Consider the following 16,188-nt stretch of genomic DNA (forward strand, 5'->3'; position numbering starts at 1 on the left):
TCCCCCGGGCACGTTCACATCTGCGGGCAAACCGTCTCCGAACTGGTCGCCAACCGTGTTAGCGTCGGTTTGCTGGGCCGCGGCTCGGTTCAGGGTTGGGGGCGATGATGAGATCTCGGCAATCGCGTCGACACGACGGCGCATCACATAGGCGTTCACTCCGAGAGCCCGCCGTGTGGCTGGGTGCCGGAGTATTCGCGCTGGGCGCGAGTGCCGCTCTCGCCGGCGGCTCGGGCGTTGCTCACGCGGACACCGCGGATGCGAGCATCTCCCATGCGGTGCATCACGCGACTGCGACTAAGACGCCACGTTCAGCGTCTTCGACAAAACGCACGACTTCCCGCAGGCCCTCGCCTGATGAGCGGCACGATACCCGCGTCCTCCGTCTGCGCTCTCGTGGAACCCACCACGACGGCGGAGACGATGCCGGCCAGTCATCGCCAGCAGCTGAAAAGGCGCCCCACACTAGAGCAATTCGGCTGCACGCGACTGACTCGGCAAGCGATGAGATCACCGAACGGATAGAAGCCCAAACTGCTGCCTTCAACGAAGAGCAAGCGGCACTCGGGGCGCAGAAGAAGACGTTCGCCGACGACGTCGAAGAAGCCATCGCCGACAGGGGCACGGCTCCCCCGGAGGTCAACTCGAACCGATGGCAGACGGGCGTGGGCACCGAAGCCCTGCTGTCGGGGGCGGCGACATGGAATGGGCTTGCCCGACATCTCAATTCCGCAGCTGGTGCCTTTGATCATGTTGCCGACAACCTGGGCGGATCAACGCGGGTTGGATCGGTGGTGTCATCGGCGGCGGAGTCCTATGCCGGATGGTTGGCCACAACAGCGGGCCATGCCGAGAATGCGGCGGCGCAGGCACGGGCCGCCGCAATGAGCTACGAGTCCGCGTTCTCCGCCGGTGCTGCGCCTCCGACGCTGTCGATCAATCGGGCGGAGCTGACTGCACTGATCGCTGCGAACTTCTTCAGCATGAATGGGCCCGCGATCGTCGCCACGGAAGTCATGTACCTGGAGATGCTGGCCGGACGTGTTCCGACAACTCAGACATCGGCCCCGCGGTGACCCGGCTCTGACACCGGACTACCTCGCTACACAGGTGTGTGCCGATCGCCGGAACGGCGCCCCATCTTGTGCGCTGTTCAACGTCGTGGTTCGTCGGGGATACTGGTGCGATGGACGGAATCGCGAACGTTGAGCGCTGACGCGATCCCGTCGGGCCGAAGGGACCGACGGAAGGCCGAAGTGCGACAGCGCCTGTTGACGGCAGCGCGGTCGACGATCGCCGGATCGGGCATCCATGCTCTGCGCATCAGCGACGTGACAGCGCGCGCGGACGTGGGATTCGGAACCTTCTATACGTACTTCGAGAACAAGGATGCGCTTGTCGAGGCCATCGTCGCGCAGGCTCTGGAATCGTTGGCGTCGATGATCGGTCAAGCAGCGCAGGATGAGTCGGATCCCGCGGTTGCCGCTGCGGCCGCGTATCGCCGATTCTTGCGCTTCGGCTGGAAGGAACCCGAACTGGCGAGTGTTCTCGTGGACCGTTATCACGTGGAGGGTCAGTTCGAGGAAGCCGTGCAGCCATGGGCCACAGACACATTGAGACGAGGGATCAGCTGCGGGCGGTTCGACATCCCGAACGTCGAATTGTGTCTGTCATCGGTGGCCGCCTCGGCGGTCGCCGCCATCAGGGCGATTCTGTCTGGTCGTCTCGAGCCCGGTCCTGCGGTCGAAAGTGCCGGCGCAGAAATGATGTTGCGTTCTTTCGGGGTCGACGCCGAGGAGGCGCGATCGATCGCGAATCTCGATCTGCCGGCGCTGGCAGCGTATTCATGAGTCGATCTCCAGTCGCGGAGCCAGGCGCGGAACCTCCTGACTCGCTTGCAGTCTCGATGTTCGGCGGCACGTCACCGACGAGTGTTTCGGCCTAGTCGGGATCGCCGCTCTCGTACTGTTGCCGTATCGCACGCAGCAGTGCCCACGTCATGATCGGATACCAGATGCCGAAGGCCGCCGCCGGGATCCAGAATCCGATCAATCCCGTCCACGCCATGAGTCCGTCGCGGAAGAAGATGATCATGTTCGCCGGCAGCAGCAAGACACCCACCCACAGAGTGAAGAATCCCACCCACCGCGGAAACACCTGTACAGCTGGCCGCCGTCTTAGCGTCGTGATGACGATCGCCGCGATCTGACCGATGATCGGTGGCCACGGCAGGATCAGCATGATGTAGCTCATGTCGTTGAGCATCTGCGAGAGCTCTGGCGAGCGTTCCGGTCGAAAGGCCGTGACGATGAAGATCAACATCGGAATCAGCAGCACTGCGGTGATGATGATGCCGCAGATCAATTGCAGCGCAGACATGAGCGGCTGCCTCGGCTCGGCTCGACGCATCTGGACGCTGATGACGAGATAGAAGGGCAGCGTCAGAGTGATTCCGATCATGCCCAGGCTGAGGCCGACCTTGTGTAGCACTGGGTTCTGTGCGAGCGCAGCTGCTATCTCCGCGTGCGACTCCGCAGCGGAGATGAGTGGGATGAAGCCGCCCATGATCCCCCACCCACCAAAGAGCAGAATGACGAAGGCGACGCCGCACCACGCACTGAACATCTGGAATCGTCGAGACAGTTCAGCGTCCGCGATCAACGTGTCCTCGTCGAAAGTGGCGGCACGAAGTTGGGGTGCCGTCACTTCGCGACCCGGAGTTCGCGCAGTGCCGTCTGGGCGGCGAGCTTTCCCGGAAGCGCACAGACCCCGCCCACAGGATGAGTGCCGGCCCCACTGAGGTAAAGGCCATCGATCGGCGTGCGGTAGGCGCCGAGGCCCGGGGCCGGCTTCATCGGTCCGAACCGAGTGATCAAGGGGTCGACGTGGTAGACGTTGCCCGCTGGAGCGTTGAATCGCTCTTCGATATCGGGCCCGCCGAGCACCTTTCGGTCGATCTCCAGATCATCGAGTCCGTCGTAGTACTCGGCACAATTGCGCAGCACCGAGTCGCCGACCTTGTCGCGCACGTCTTCCCACGGTTCATTGGGTGTCACCGGAATGACTCCCGACCAGAGGTAGAAAGTACTTTGGCCCGTGGGGGCCTGTGTCGGGTCAACAGCCGACGGGATCATTGCGCAGCTCACGGGCACCGGGTCCGGCCATTCCCCGCGCACGACGGAGTTCCATCCCGCGTCCTGCTCCTTGAGCGTGTGCCAAGCAACGAGGTGGCGCCGCAGATCGATGTCGTTGCCGCGCCACTTCTCATGGCGCGCCATGGAGACCTCACCCGATAGCGCGACGTTGATCTTCAACGATGTCGCATGGGTCTTACGAATGGGTATGTCCTGCGCGCGAATTGACATCTTTCGGTCCAAGGTGCCCTCGGGCAGTAGCTCGTTGAGCGTGATCACCGGGTTGCAGGTACTGATGACGCCGACCCTCGGACGCACGAGCTTGTCGTTGTCGAGTCGCAACGCTGTGACGCGGTCATTGCTGACGACGATCTCGTTGACCCGAACGCCGGTGTGGATCGTGCCGCCATGAGCGAGCAGACAGCGGCTCATCGCAGCCGGAAGGGAGCCGGTACCGCCTATGGGCATGAGGTTCGGCGTCTTCTGGACGATGCCGAGGTAGATCATGGCCCACGCCGTCATATCAAGTCGCATCTGAGAGAACGCTGCCATCGCTGCCAGCGCGCCTTTGGGAAGCTCCGACTCGAAGGTCTCGTCGAGGAACTCGGTGTGCGACGCCGTGGCGAAATGTCGAAGGGACCACAGGCGTTTCGGATGACGCGCAGCTCGGGCTACTGCCGATGCCATCTCTTTCGTCCAGGGGCGGAGGGGATGCGCCTTCATGTATGCCACGACGAGATCCATCGCAGGGTCCAGAGCATTCGCCAGGTCGAGCCAGGCTTGCGCATCCTTCTTCGAGAACCTGCGCAGTTCGTCGGCAGTCCTGCTCGCGTCCTTCCAGATCGCCAACGAGCTCCCGTCGGGCGCTAGCTGAACGTGTGCCGGGTCGACAGGAACCATCCGCAGCCCGTATTTGCCCAGCTCGAGTTCCTCTGTGACACCGGAGAGGCCGAAGATCCCTGTGGCTTGGATGGCACCCTCGTTGAACAGGTGTCCTGGCGCATCGGCGAAGAGTGGGTTGGTGGTCGTCATTCCCCCGATCCGCGGTGACGCCTCGAGAACGGCGACGCTGTGACCTGCCTTCGCGAGGTAGCAGGCTGCAGTCAATCCGTTGTGGCCCGCACCGATGACGACGTAGTCGGGTGAGTGAGGTACGTCGGTGCCGGCCGAGGGTGTGAGCTGGTGCATAGGCCGATTGTTGATGAATCTGAATTAAAAATCAATATTGATTCGTCAATCGATTTCCCGGGTTCGTCGGTCGAGGGACCCGGTTGTCGTCACGCGGTGGCAGATCACCTGCGTCTACGCACACGGCTTGCGCCACTAGGCCGCCGCCCAGGTTTACGTCGAACCCCACCCGCCGCTTCGCCAGCACACCCAGTCGATTTCGACGCGGGCATCGACCGCCAGGCCGGTCACCCCGACGCAGGTCCGTGACGGCAACCGGTCCGGAAACCAGGCGGCATACGCAGCGTTGAACGCCTGATACTCAGACCAGTCGGTGAGATACGCCCGCACCGAGATCACGTCTGCCAGTTCCCCACCGCACAGCTGCGTCACCCGCATCAGATTGGTCAGCACCTGGTCGGTCTGGGCGGCGATGTCCTCACTGACCACCGATCCACTGGTGTCGGTGGGCATTTGGCCTGTCACATAAAGCGTCTCGCCGGCGGCGGTGGCGTGCACGAAAGGAGCGACCGACGGCGGCACTCCGTCGGCGGGAGTGAATGAGAAGGGGCGAATCCCACCCGCTGCGTTCATGCCGCTCTCCCCCATGGGCCGGCGAAGGACCGTTTGTCGATCCGCGCATGTACGCCCTGACGCTGGTCGACCACTTGAGTGACGGTGAAGTCCACCGCCACGGACATGTAGGAGTACGCGTCGGCACGGGAGAGACCGTAAAGCTGCTGCAGGAGATCGAGGGCGCGGACTGCTGCCGCCCGCATCGCTGCATCGAGGCTGTCGCCGAAGCCATGGACGAGCAGTTCGGTTGTCGTCTCCAGCACTGGAACCGTGAACGGCAGGTCGCGACGTACCGTCAGCCGCAGCAGCCCGTTCAACGACGCCTCCAATGCGGTGCCGCTGATCTCGCCGTCCCCTTGGGATACGTGTGGGTCACCGATCGACAGTAAGGCGCCGGCGACGTGGACGGGGTAATACATCCGGCCGCCGACGCCGATTCGCCAGTTGTCGATGTTCCCTCCGTGGTCGCCGGGTGGCACCGATGACACCCGTCCGGTAGCTGCCGGTGCCACGCCCATCGTGCCGAAATGCGGTCGCAGCGCGACGGCCACTCCGGGCAGCGCCGGTTCGCGTGTGACGCTTGTCGGTTCGACGACCGTTCCCGGTTGGTCGGCCAGCGCCGTCGTGGTCCAGTCGTAGCCGAAAAGCGCACGTCCTCGCAGCGCGGCGATGTCGAGTTCGTAGATGGTGACGCGTTCGGCGCCGGTGAGGTCGTAGAGATAGCCCCAGTGCGCGGCCAGGTTGGAGCCGTAGGGCAGGCGCGGGGTGGCCTCGAGAATGTCGACCTGCAGCACGTCGCCGGGGAGTGCCCCGGCGACCGCGACGGGACCGGTCAGAAGGTGCGGGCCAGGTCCACGGTCGTCGACCTGATCGAAGACTGTCTGAATATCGCTGTCCATCAACAGGTCCGGAGCATCTCCGGCATGGTGGGTGAAGGTCTCGACGGCCACGAGGTCGCCTGAGTTCACCGTGAGCACCGCCGGAAGAGCTGGATCGAAATATCCCCAGTGCACGGTCGCCGGGGTGGCTGGCAGGACGTGATACATCGGGACATCATGCCAGGGGTGCCGGTGTGCCGCAGGGTGAGCGATTCACCTTTCCCTGTGCACATCGCGGGGTGTCGCGGTAGCGCCAAAAGTGTTGCGTGTCAGTTGTTCACGATCGCGACCCGGCATGCTGTCGACGTCGTGGGTCAGGCTCGAGTGCGCGCTGTTCGGCGAAACAACCAGTAGACGACCACCCCGATGAGCAGTGCCCAGAATGCCGCGCCGACCCCGGCTACCGTCGTGCCGGAGGCCGCGACCACGAGCGTCACCGCAGCCGGTAGGCGTGCCGACTCGTCGGACATGGCGCCGGTGCACGCGCTGGCGAACGCACCCAGCAGCGCTACCCCGGCGACGGCTTGTACGAGCCCGGTCGGCGCGGCGAGCACGACCGCCGTCAATCCCGACAAGGTCAGACCCAATGCGCAATAAGCGATTCCGGTCGTGACTCCGGCTATCCAGCGACGGCGTGGATTGGGATCCGCATCCGGTCCGGCAGCCAACGCGGCGCTGATGGCGGCGAGGTTGACGGCGTGACCGCCGAACGGGGACGCCAGCAGGGAGGCTACCCCCGTGACCGTCAGCGCCGGACGCCAGGGAACGTGGTAGCCGAACCCGGCCATGACGGCGACACCCGGGATGTTCTGCGCGGCCATCGTGACGATGTACAACGGAAGGGCGATGCCGGTGACAGCCGCCACCGTGAGGCTGGGCGCGGTCACCTGCACGAGCGGAGTCCACGACGAGGCCGCGGGCACGGTGTGCTCCCGCACCAACGTCACCGCCAACACGAGCAGGGCGGCGCCGAACGCCGCAGGTACCGCCCAGCGGGGCCGCGTCGCCGCCACGATCAGCCACACCAGTAGCACCGGCGCAATCGCCACCGGATCGCCGGCCAGAGCGGTCACCGGAGCGATGCACAGCGGCAGCAGCACCCCCGCCAGCATCGCCTGGGCGACGGAGTGGGGAATGCGGGCCACGGCGCGAGCCAGCGCCGGCCACAGACCAGTGGCGAGCAGCAGTATCGCGGTGACGGCGAAGGCGCCGACCGCCGCAGGCCATCCCCCTGCCGCCGCGCCGGTACTGATCAGCAGCGCAGCTCCCGGCGTCGACCACGCACAGGTGATCGGCATCCGAAATTTCCACGACAACAGCATCGTCGCCGCACCCATCGCCACGCTCACCGCCAGCAGGCCCGACGCCGCCTGTCCCGAATCTGCTCCTACTGCACGTAATCCCGCGAGCACCACCGCGAACGACGAGGTGAATCCGACGAGCGCGCACACCACACCGGCACCGACCGGCACCGCCTTCGAGACGTCCTGATCCACTCGCAAACCCATCGTTCGGTAAACGGAACGCGTTCCGCAAACAGAACGTAGCATGGTCGGATGAATTCCGAAGACGTCGGTCGCCGGCTTCGCGAGCTCCGGTCCGAGCGTGGACTCACGTTGTCCGAACTCGCTCGTCGCGCCGGCGTCGGCAAGGGATCGCTATCGGAAATCGAAGCGGGTAAACGCAATCCCACCATCGAGACCCTCTACTCGCTCTGCGCACCCCTGGACGTACCTCTGACCGCGCTCGTCGGCGAGACACCCGGCGCTCGCTCAGCAGCAGACGGCGGAATGCGGACGGTGCTGCTGTCCGTGCGGCACCTGGCCCGCGTCACCGTCGAGGTGTTCCGACTGGAGTTCCCCGTCGGTGCAGAGCATGTCTCGCCATCTCACGGCGCGGGCACCCGCGAACACCTCACAGTGGTGGACGGTCGGGTTCTGGCCGGACCCGTCGGTGAGGAAACCCTGATCGAGGCGGGGTCGACACTGAGTTGGTCGAGCGATCGGCGTCATCGCTTCGCCGCCGTCGACGGCGCGGCCGAGGCGGTGGTAGTGATTACCACCGGGCGACCGCACCGAAAGTGATCAGCAGGAGCGCAATGGAGGAACGGTGACCGAAACCGACCCTGTGGCTGAATTCGACTATGTCATCGTGGGAGCAGGCAGCGCGGGCTGCCTACTCGCCAATCGGCTCAGCGCCCACCCCAGTCACCGGGTGCTCCTGATCGAGGCCGGCGCCCAGGACGACTGGTTCTGGATCAAGGTCCCGGTGGGATACCTGTACACGATCGCCAACCCCCGCACCGACTGGTGCTTCACCACGGAGCCCGATCCAGGCCTGGCCGGCCGCAGCATCAACTACGCGCGCGGCCGCGTCATCGGCGGCAGCTCGTCGATCAACGCCATGATCCACATGCGCGGCCAGGCAAGCGATTACGAGCTGTGGGCACAGGCCACCGGCGACGAGCGGTGGCTGTGGGGCGGCCCAGACAGTCCCGGTGACACCCTGCAGATCTACAAAGAACTGGAGAACTACTTCGGCGGAGCTGACCAGTGGCATGGCGCGGACGGCGAGATCCGCGTCGAGCGGCCACGCGTGCGTTGGAAGATCCTGGACGCCTGGCAGGCCGCCGCCGCCCAGTCGGGCATCGAGCCGATCGACGAGTTCAACCGCGGCGACAACTCCGGCAGCGCGTACTTCCACGTCAATCAACGCCGCGGCCGGCGATGGTCGATGGCTGATGCGTTCCTGCACCCCATCGCCCACCGATCCAATCTGACGGTCTACACCCAGACCCAGGCGCTGCGGGTGCTGACGGACGACCAGGTCCGAGACGATCAGCGCCGCGGTGCGTGGACCGACGCGCGGCACCGCGCCACCGGTCTGCGGTTGCTCAGAGACGGCCAAATCGTCGACGTCCGAGCCCGCCGCGAGGTGATCCTCAGTGCCGGGGCCGTCGGTTCGCCTCACCTGATGCAGGTTTCGGGGCTGGGCCCCGCCGAGCTGCTCGCCCGGCACGACGTGCCGGTGGCCGTCGACCTGCCCGGGGTGGGCGAGAACCTGCAGGACCATCTGCAGATTCGCTCCGTCTACCGCGTCCAGAACGCCCGCACCGTCAACACGTTGTACCGGAACTGGATCACACGGGCCGGCATGGGAATTCAGTATCTGCTCATGCGTTCGGGACCTCTGACGATGCCACCATCCACGTTGGGCGCGTTCGCCAAGAGCGAGCCCGGGTTGGCCAGCCCCGATCTGGAGTGGCACGTGCAGCCCTTGTCGCTGCCGAAGTTCGGCCAACCCTTGCACCCGTACGGCGCCATCACCCCTTCGGTCTGCAACTTGCGGCCCACCTCGCGTGGCCATGTACGTCTGACCGATGCGGATCCGTTGATGCACCCGAAGATCTCCTGCAACTACCTGTCCACCGAGGCCGATTGCGACATCGCCGTGCGCGGACTGCGGATGACCCGGGAGATCATGGCGTCACCGGCCCTCGCCCGCTATCGGCCGGAAGAAGTCTTACCCGGCCCACGACGGGTCAGCGATGACGACCTGCAGGCCGCGGCTCGTGAATTGGGAACCACCATCTTTCACCCGGTGGGCACGTGCGCGATGGGTGCGTTCGACGCACGCGGCGTGCCGCGGTCTGCCGCCACGGTCCTCGACACCGACTGCCGTGTCCACCGCGTCGCCGGCCTTCGGGTCATCGATGCGTCGGCGATGCCGACGATCACGTCGGGGAACACCAACGCCCCGGTGATGCTGATCGCCGAGCGCGCGGCGCGTGCGATGCTGCACTAGCGCGCACTGCCTGTGGCGACGCTAAGCCTGACCCGCCCCCGGCTGCCAGGTCGACATCGCGGCTTCCATCTCGTCCTCGCTCAACGGTGCAACCGGCAGCGGCGCCTGCCCCGGATGGCAGCGCAATCCCTGCAACAGCACCCCGACATAGCGCCGCCACAGATCCGGTGACACCTCGCCCGCATACTCACTCACCGCGCCCGCCATCAATCCGCACAGCGGCATATCGGTCGCCGACACCTCGGGCCGCAGGTACCCGTCGCGCTTGGCGCGCTCCACCAACTCCCCCACCGGTGGGTGTAACCGGGTGCGCCCGGCATCCACCCGTCCCCCGCAATACGCCCGGCTGAACGCGATTTCCCGCAAGCCACGGTCCGTCGCCGTCAATTCGCACATCTTCCACATCCACCAGGACAGCCCCTCCCAGGAGTCCTCCGACTCCAGGGCGGTTTCGGCGAGCGCGACGAGCTGATCGATGCCGTCCTGGAAGATCGCTTCGAACAACTCCTCTTTGGTGGCGAACCGTCGATACACCGTTCCCACACCGAGACCTGCGTGGTGGGCGACCTCGTTGAGCGTCGCGTCGAGCCCCCGCGTCGCACACAGATCTCGGGCGGCCTCGAGGATGCGTCGCCGGTTGCGCTCGGCATCCTTGCGCAGGCCACCGCCGGTTTTGTCAATCACGAACGCCAGTTTAGTGACGTCCCTTACTAAAACGCCACAACCGGATTGACTCTATCCACTTGTGGCCTTAGATTCCCTAACCAAGATCGCTGGCCACCTGGCGGCTCGCGGTGTCCCCCACCCGAAAGGCATGACCTTGCCTGCAGTATTCGCGCGCCCAAAATCGTTGAGCCGCAGGTGATCACCGTCGTCAAGCGGGTGTGGCTGCCCGTACTGATCGTTGTCGCCGTGGTCGTCGGCGGGCTGGCGGTCTCGAACCTCCGCTCAGTCTTCGGATCGCACGGCGCAATTGTCACGCCGATCGATGCTGACACCGCCGAGAACTTCAACCCCAAGGTCGTCGTCTACGAGATCTTCGGCACCGGCTCCTCTGCGACCATCAGCTACGCCGACCTCGACGGAAAACCGCAGCGCACGGGCGACGTGAGCCTGCCCTGGAGCCTGCGGCTCGAGACGACGTTGCCGTCCGTGATGCCCAACATCATGGCCCAGGGCGACGGCCGATCCATCACCTGCCGCGTCACCGTCGACGACGAGGTCAAAGACGAAAGGACGGCCGAAGGCATGAACGCCGCCACCTACTGCTTGGTGAAGGCCGCATGACAACCAGTACGGACGAGGCGCGCACCGATGTCTTGCCTCGGCACGCGGCCGTCAAGCGCCCGCCGCTGCCGCGCTTCATCCGAATGTTCGCCATTCCGATCGTGCTGGGTTGGATCGCGATCGTCGGACTGCTCAACACCGTCGTGCCGCAACTCGAGGAGGTCGGCAAGCTCCGCGCGGTGTCGATGAGCCCCAACGATGCGCCGGCGCTGATCGCGACCAAGCACGTCGGCCAGAAATTCGAGGAGTACGACACCAGCAGCTCGGTCATGATCGTCCTCGAGGGCGCCGACAAGCTGGGTCCGGATGCACACACCTACTACGACGAGATCGTCCGCAAGCTCAACGCCGACCCCACGCATGTCCAGCACGTGCAGGACTTCTGGGGCGACACGCTCACCGCCGCAGGCGCTCAGAGCATCGACGGCAAAGCGTCCTACGTGCAGGTCTACATCGCCGGTGACCAGGGCGAGGCGCTGGCCAACGAGTCGGTGCAGGCTGTTCGTGACATCGTCGACCAGACGCAAGCACCGCCCGGTGTCAAGGCGTACGTCACCGGCCCTGCCGCACTGACCACCGACCAGAACATCGTCGGCGACGCCAGCATGAAAACCATCGAGGGCGTGACCATCGGCATCATCATCGTGATGCTGCTGATCGTCTACCGGTCGGTCGTCACGATGCTGGTCACGATGTCGATGGTCTTCGTCGGTCTGCTGTCGGCGCGCGGCATCGTGTCCTTCCTCGGGTTCTATGACGTCTTCGGCCTGACGACGTTCGCGACGAGCATGGTGGTGACGCTGGCCATCGCCGCCGCCACCGACTACGCGATTTTCCTGATCGGCCGCTATCAGGAAGCGCGCCGCTCCGGAATGGACAAAGAGTCCGCCTACTACGACATGTTCCACGGCACCGCCCACGTCGTGCTCGCCTCCGGCATGACGATCGCCGGCGCGACGCTGTGCCTGCACTTCACCCGGTTGCCGTACTTCCAGAGCATGGGAATCCCGCTGGCGGTCGGCATGTCGATCGTGGTCGCGGCCGCACTCACGCTGGGCCCCGCCCTGATCTCGATCGTGACTCGCTTCGGAAAGGTGCTGGACCCCAAAGGCAAACGACGTGCCCGCGGCTGGCGTCGGCTCGGCGCGGCAACGGTCCGCTGGCCAGGCGCCATCCTCATCATGGCCATCGTGACGTGCTTGGTCGGTCTGCTGGCGCTGCCCGGTTACCACACCACGTACAACGATCGCATCTACCTGCCGACTGACGTGCCCGCCAACATCGGGTACGCAGCGGCTGACCGACACTTCTCCGACGCGAAGATGAATCCCGATCTGGTGATGGTCGAGGCCGATCACGACATGCGCAACCCGGCGGACTTCCTGGTGATCGAGAAGGTTGCCAAAGCCCTTGTGCGCGTGCACGGTATCGCGTCCGTCACCACGATCACCCGGCCGGACGGCAAGCCCATCAAGCACGCGTCGCTCGCATACACCGTGGGTCAAAGCGGCAACGGTCAGATCATGAACAACGATTTCCAGCAGAAGGTGCTCGACAACACGCTGCAGCAGGCCAACGAGATGCAGGTGACCATCGACTCGATGACCAAGATGCAGGGCATCACGCTGGAGCTCGCCGACGTGACGCGCCGGATGGCCGACAAGATGCACAACACATCGATCAATCTCAACGAGGTCCGGGACCATCTCGCCGATTTCGACGACCAGTTCCGGCCGTTGCGCAACTACTTCTACTGGGAGCCGCACTGCTTCGACATCCCTATGTGCTGGGCGCTGCGGTCGATCTTCGACAGCCTCGACGGCATCAGCACGATGTCCGACGACTTCGCCGACATCGTTCCCGATCTGGACCGAATGGCGCAGCTGACGCCGCAGATGGCCGCGCTGATGCCGGCGATGATCCAGACGATGAAGAATCAGAAGCAGATGATGCTCAACCAGTATCAGGCGCAGAAGATGCAGCAGGATCAGAACATCGCCATGCAGGAGGACAGCACGGCGATGGGCGAGGCGTACGACACGGCCCGCAATGACGACACCTTCTACCTGCCGCCGGAGGCCTTCCAGACTGCTGACTTCCAGCGCGGCATGAAGCTCATGATGTCACCGGACGGGAAAGCAGTGCGCTTCACCGTTTTTCACCAGGGTGACCCGTTGACCGAGGACGGCACGGAACGGATCGAGCCGATGCGTGTCGCCGCCGCCGACGCGATCAAGGGCACACCGTTGGAAGGATCGACGGTCTATGTCGGTGGCAGCGCGGCGATGTACAAGGACATGCAACAGGGTGCCGATTACGACCTGCTGATCGCTGCCGTCGCGTCGCTGATCCTGATCTTCCTGATCATGGTGATTCTCACCCGGGCAGTGGCGGCGGCCGCCGTCATCGTCGGCACTGTCGTGCTGAGCCTGGGGACCTCGTTCGGGTTGTCAGTCTTGCTGTGGCAACACATCATCGGTATTCCACTGAGCTGGATGGTGTTGCCGATGTCGGTGATCGTTCTGCTCGCGGTCGGGGCGGACTACAACCTGCTCTTGGTCTCGCGCATGAAGGAGGAGATCCATGCGGGCGTCAAGACCGGGATCATCCGGTCGATGGCCGGCACCGGATCTGTGGTCACCGCAGCGGGATTCGTGTTCGCGTTCACGATGATCGGCATGATCGTCAGCGACATGATCGTCATCGGGCAGGTGGGCACGACCATCGGCCTGGGCCTGCTCTTCGACACCCTGATCGTGCGGTCGCTGATGACGCCGTCGATCGCGGCGCTGATGGGCAAGTGGTTCTGGTGGCCGACGCACGTGCGCCCACGGCCGAAGCCGAAACCGTGGCCGCGCGCCGCGCAGGAGGTGACAGTGTGAGGCACCTCGCGATCGGCGCTCTCGTGGCGCTACCAATCATGCTGGCGCCCAACGCCTCAGCCGACGTGGACGCCGATTTCGCAGCCCAGATGCAGGTTGTGGGGATATACGGACAGAGGGACTACAACGCATGGTTGGCGAAGATCACGTGCACGCGATTGGCAACCGGAGTCGATGCCGACGCCCGCGCGTCCGCCGCATTCCTGTTCGAGAATCTGGACGCGACCACCGACCAGGTGTGGCAGTTCCTCGGTGCGGGACTCCGGGCGTACTGCCCCGAGAATCTGGCGAAGCTGTCATGAGTGCGCATGACCTTCGGTGGGTGATGCGCGCACTGATGATGATCCTGGCCGCGGCGACGGTGGCGGCACTGGCTGCGCCGCGGGCTCTCGCCGATTCCACCGACGATTATCCGATCCCGCACCGCATCATCGTCACCACCTGTGACGTCGAGCAGTACATGGCGGCCGCCCGCGACACCAGCCCGGTGTACTTCGAGCGCTACATGATCGACCGGAGCAACCGCCCCGCCGACATCCAGCAGATGGCCTTCGATCGCATCCACTGGTTCTTCTCGCTCGACCCGGTCGCGCGGCGTCAGTACTCCGAGGACACCGCGACCAACGTGTACTACGAGCAGGTCGCGACCCGCTGGGGCAACTGGGCCAAGTTGTTCTTCAACAACAAGGGCGTCGTCGCGCATGCCACCGATGTCTGCATGAACTACCCCAAGGGCGACATGTCCGTGTGGAACTGGGTGGTTCGCTGAGACACCGTCCTGGGTGCCGCCGTGCGGTCGTGCACCGGCAGTGGACTCTAGACTGGCCGAGTGCGATTCTCCGTGTGGCCGTCGACGACCAACCCCTGGGACGACGTACTCGAATTGGCGCAGTTCGCCGACGACGGATTCTGGCATGCGCTCTACGTCGCCGATCACTTCATGTCCCCCGGCGACAAACCTGGCCGGACGAGCGACTGGCTGGAGGCCACCGCGGTAATGGCCGCGCTGGCCACCGCCACGTCGAGAATTCGACTCGCAAACCTGGTGCTGTCGATGACGTTTCGGCATCCGGCTGTGTTGGCGAACCTCGCTGTGACGGTCGACCACATCAGCAGGGGCCGCTTCACGCTCGGCCTCGGCGCGGGTTGGCAGGACACCGAGCACGAGCAGTACGGCTTGGAACTGGGTGAGCCCAAGGAGCGGGTCGACCGGTTCGCCGAAGGGCTCGCCGTCATCTCGGGGCTGCTGACACAGGAGACGACGACATTCGACGGGCAGTATTACCAGCTGACCGACGCGCTGTGCGAGCCGAAGCCCGTGCAGTCGCCGCTGCCTCTGCTGGTCGGCGGCACGGGCCCACGGATGTTGCGTCTGATCGCGCGCCACGCCCACGAATGGAATCAATGGTCGGCACCCGGTGGTTTCGGTGAGCGCTCGGCCGCACTCGACGTGGCGTGCGAGAAGGAGGGCCGCGACCCGGCCACGGTGTGGCGCTCCACGCAGGCCGTGGTGATCGTCACCGATTCGCCCGAGGCAGAGGCCGCGGCGAAAGCCGCTGCGGAGTCGATGCCGCAACCGGTGGTCTACGGACCGCCGTCGCGTATCGCCGAGGCCGTCGCGACCTGGCGCGACGAGGGCGTCGACGAGGTGATCGTCCCCGACTTCGCAATGCCGCGCGGTACGGCTCGTCTGGATGCCTACCGCGCGCTGGCCGAGGCATTCGCGCCGCTGGCCTGAGGACGACCGTCAGTGCGTCACCGCCCTGCTGCCAACACCGACTCCCACGCGCGCGCCGAATGCTATATATGAGCCGCAATGGCTGATGACAGCGGCGGTGGCGGCGGCTTCACGAATCACGAGCGCATTCGTGACGCGGCCCTCGAGTTGTTCTCAAAGCGCGGGGCCTCATCTGTGACGTTGCGCGACGTCGCCGACACTGCCGGTGTGTCCGTGGGTCTGGTCCAGCACTACTTCGGTTCCAAGGACCGACTCATCGAGGCCATCGATGGCCACGTGCTGACTGTCGTCGCCACCGGTTTGTCGGCGCCGTTGCCTGAGTCGGCTCCCCGGGCGGTGGATGAACTCGGCCTGAGGGTGCACGCCCTCATTGCCAAACACCTGCGCGAGGTGGACTACTTCGCTCAGATGATCGTCACGCACTCGGCCGCCGGATCAGCATTCTTCGACGCGATGGTCGAGATCATCAGGAGCCATTGGCAGAACGTTGCTGATTCCAGCGCACACGGAGCCGATCTCGACGTGACCTGGGCAGCGCTGAATCCGCTCACGCTGGCGCTGGGCGCGGTCATCCTCCGTCGACACATCGATCGCCAGCTCCCCACACCGTTCACCAGCGAAGCGCAACTGACTCGGTGGGAGACCGCGGTAAACCGCCTGATCAGCCGGGGACAACTCCCAGACTGAAGCAGCTCGCTCGGCCGGAAGGAGCGGCCGACCAC

At 65.0% G+C, this 16,188-nt stretch carries 16 protein-coding genes; 10 read left to right on the forward strand and 6 right to left on the reverse strand.

All coding sequences use genetic code 11. The features are described 5' to 3' along the window. Window positions 1-173 precede the first annotated feature (173 nt). On the forward strand, window positions 174-1,076 hold the full coding sequence (locus tag PGN37_RS06535; protein WP_335330213.1) for a PPE family protein: 903 nt from the start codon (window positions 174-176) through the stop codon (window positions 1,074-1,076). Between the two features lie 180 nt (window positions 1,077-1,256). Then, window positions 1,257-1,850 (forward strand): TetR/AcrR family transcriptional regulator, encoded by a 594-nt coding sequence (locus PGN37_RS06540; protein ID WP_335330214.1) that lies wholly within the window; start codon window positions 1,257-1,259, stop codon window positions 1,848-1,850. Window positions 1,851-1,941: 91 nt separating this feature from the next. Here PGN37_RS06540 and PGN37_RS06545 read toward each other — a convergent pair whose 3' ends face one another. From PGN37_RS06545 to PGN37_RS06565, 5 genes are all read right to left on the reverse strand, one after another. Continuing rightward, window positions 1,942-2,706 (reverse strand): hypothetical protein, encoded by a 765-nt coding sequence (locus tag PGN37_RS06545; RefSeq protein ID WP_335330215.1) that lies wholly within the window; start codon window positions 2,704-2,706, stop codon window positions 1,942-1,944. After that, entirely contained in the window at window positions 2,703-4,322 is a 1,620-nt protein-coding gene (locus PGN37_RS06550) for a phytoene desaturase family protein (RefSeq protein ID WP_335330216.1), read from the reverse strand. Before PGN37_RS06550 ends, PGN37_RS06545 begins: the two co-directional genes overlap by 4 nt. A gap of 153 nt (window positions 4,323-4,475) precedes the next feature. Then, on the reverse strand, window positions 4,476-4,895 hold the full coding sequence (locus tag PGN37_RS06555; protein WP_335330217.1) for a RidA family protein: 420 nt from the start codon (window positions 4,893-4,895) through the stop codon (window positions 4,476-4,478). Beyond that, a complete protein-coding gene (locus PGN37_RS06560) occupies window positions 4,892-5,923 on the reverse strand; it encodes an acetamidase/formamidase family protein (protein ID WP_335330218.1) in 1,032 nt (343 codons plus the stop codon). Before PGN37_RS06560 ends, PGN37_RS06555 begins: the two co-directional genes overlap by 4 nt. Window positions 5,924-6,069: 146 nt before the next feature. Next, entirely contained in the window at window positions 6,070-7,263 is a 1,194-nt protein-coding gene (locus PGN37_RS06565; protein ID WP_335330219.1) for a benzoate/H(+) symporter BenE family transporter, read from the reverse strand. A 48-nt stretch (window positions 7,264-7,311) separates the two neighbouring features. On the opposite strand from PGN37_RS06565, the gene PGN37_RS06570 reads away from it, so the two are divergent. Beyond that, a complete protein-coding gene (locus PGN37_RS06570; protein WP_335330220.1) occupies window positions 7,312-7,839 on the forward strand; it encodes a helix-turn-helix domain-containing protein in 528 nt (175 codons plus the stop codon). 43 nt (window positions 7,840-7,882) lie between these two features. Beyond that, window positions 7,883-9,559 (forward strand): GMC family oxidoreductase, encoded by a 1,677-nt coding sequence (locus tag PGN37_RS06575; RefSeq protein WP_442932873.1) that lies wholly within the window; start codon window positions 7,883-7,885, stop codon window positions 9,557-9,559. A 21-nt stretch (window positions 9,560-9,580) separates the two neighbouring features. On the opposite strand, the gene PGN37_RS06580 is transcribed toward PGN37_RS06575, so the two are convergent. Beyond that, window positions 9,581-10,243: a TetR/AcrR family transcriptional regulator gene (locus PGN37_RS06580; RefSeq protein ID WP_335330222.1), complete on the reverse strand. Its 663-nt coding sequence runs from the start codon at window positions 10,241-10,243 to the stop codon at window positions 9,581-9,583. Between the two features lie 177 nt (window positions 10,244-10,420). On the opposite strand from PGN37_RS06580, the gene PGN37_RS06585 reads away from it, so the two are divergent. The 6 genes from PGN37_RS06585 (at window position 10,421) to PGN37_RS06610 (ending at window position 16,153) form a co-directional block, all read left to right on the forward strand. Next, window positions 10,421-10,846, forward strand: a complete 426-nt coding sequence (locus PGN37_RS06585; RefSeq protein ID WP_335330223.1) for an MmpS family transport accessory protein — start codon at window positions 10,421-10,423, stop codon at window positions 10,844-10,846. Further along, window positions 10,843-13,728, forward strand: coding sequence for an MMPL/RND family transporter (locus PGN37_RS06590; protein ID WP_335330224.1), 2,886 nt, complete (start codon window positions 10,843-10,845; stop codon window positions 13,726-13,728). Before PGN37_RS06585 ends, PGN37_RS06590 begins: the two co-directional genes overlap by 4 nt. Further along, entirely contained in the window at window positions 13,725-14,030 is a 306-nt protein-coding gene (locus tag PGN37_RS06595; RefSeq protein ID WP_335330225.1) for a DUF732 domain-containing protein, read from the forward strand. Before PGN37_RS06590 ends, PGN37_RS06595 begins: the two co-directional genes overlap by 4 nt. A 35-nt stretch (window positions 14,031-14,065) precedes the next feature. Then, a complete protein-coding gene (locus PGN37_RS06600) occupies window positions 14,066-14,497 on the forward strand; it encodes a DUF5078 domain-containing protein (RefSeq protein WP_335330332.1) in 432 nt (143 codons plus the stop codon). A 60-nt stretch (window positions 14,498-14,557) separates the two neighbouring features. After that, the gene (locus PGN37_RS06605) at window positions 14,558-15,466 is read left to right on the forward strand and encodes an LLM class flavin-dependent oxidoreductase (protein ID WP_335330226.1); all 909 of its coding nucleotides are present in this window, start codon (window positions 14,558-14,560) and stop codon (window positions 15,464-15,466) included. Between the two features lie 78 nt (window positions 15,467-15,544). After that, window positions 15,545-16,153, forward strand: a complete 609-nt coding sequence (locus PGN37_RS06610) for a TetR/AcrR family transcriptional regulator (RefSeq protein WP_335330227.1) — start codon at window positions 15,545-15,547, stop codon at window positions 16,151-16,153. Window positions 16,154-16,188 lie beyond the last annotated feature (35 nt).

This window comes from Mycobacterium kyogaense, from assembly GCF_036946525.1.
GTDB classification, from domain to species: Bacteria; Actinomycetota; Actinomycetes; order Mycobacteriales; family Mycobacteriaceae; genus Mycobacterium; species Mycobacterium kyogaense_A.

Coding starts and splice junctions, on each gene's coding strand:
- PGN37_RS06565 (WP_335330219.1), bottom strand. CDS start 7,263: ATGGGTTTGCGAGTGGATCAGGACGTCTCGAAGGCGGTGCCGGTCGGT.
- PGN37_RS06590 (WP_335330224.1), top strand. CDS start 10,843: ATGACAACCAGTACGGACGAGGCGCGCACCGATGTCTTGCCTCGGCAC.
- PGN37_RS06550 (WP_335330216.1), bottom strand. CDS start 4,322: ATGCACCAGCTCACACCCTCGGCCGGCACCGACGTACCTCACTCACCC.
- PGN37_RS06555 (WP_335330217.1), bottom strand. CDS start 4,895: ATGAACGCAGCGGGTGGGATTCGCCCCTTCTCATTCACTCCCGCCGAC.
- PGN37_RS06570 (WP_335330220.1), top strand. CDS start 7,312: ATGAATTCCGAAGACGTCGGTCGCCGGCTTCGCGAGCTCCGGTCCGAG.
- PGN37_RS06610 (WP_335330227.1), top strand. CDS start 15,545: ATGGCTGATGACAGCGGCGGTGGCGGCGGCTTCACGAATCACGAGCGC.
- PGN37_RS06600 (WP_335330332.1), top strand. CDS start 14,066: ATGATGATCCTGGCCGCGGCGACGGTGGCGGCACTGGCTGCGCCGCGG.
- PGN37_RS06560 (WP_335330218.1), bottom strand. CDS start 5,923: ATGTATCACGTCCTGCCAGCCACCCCGGCGACCGTGCACTGGGGATAT.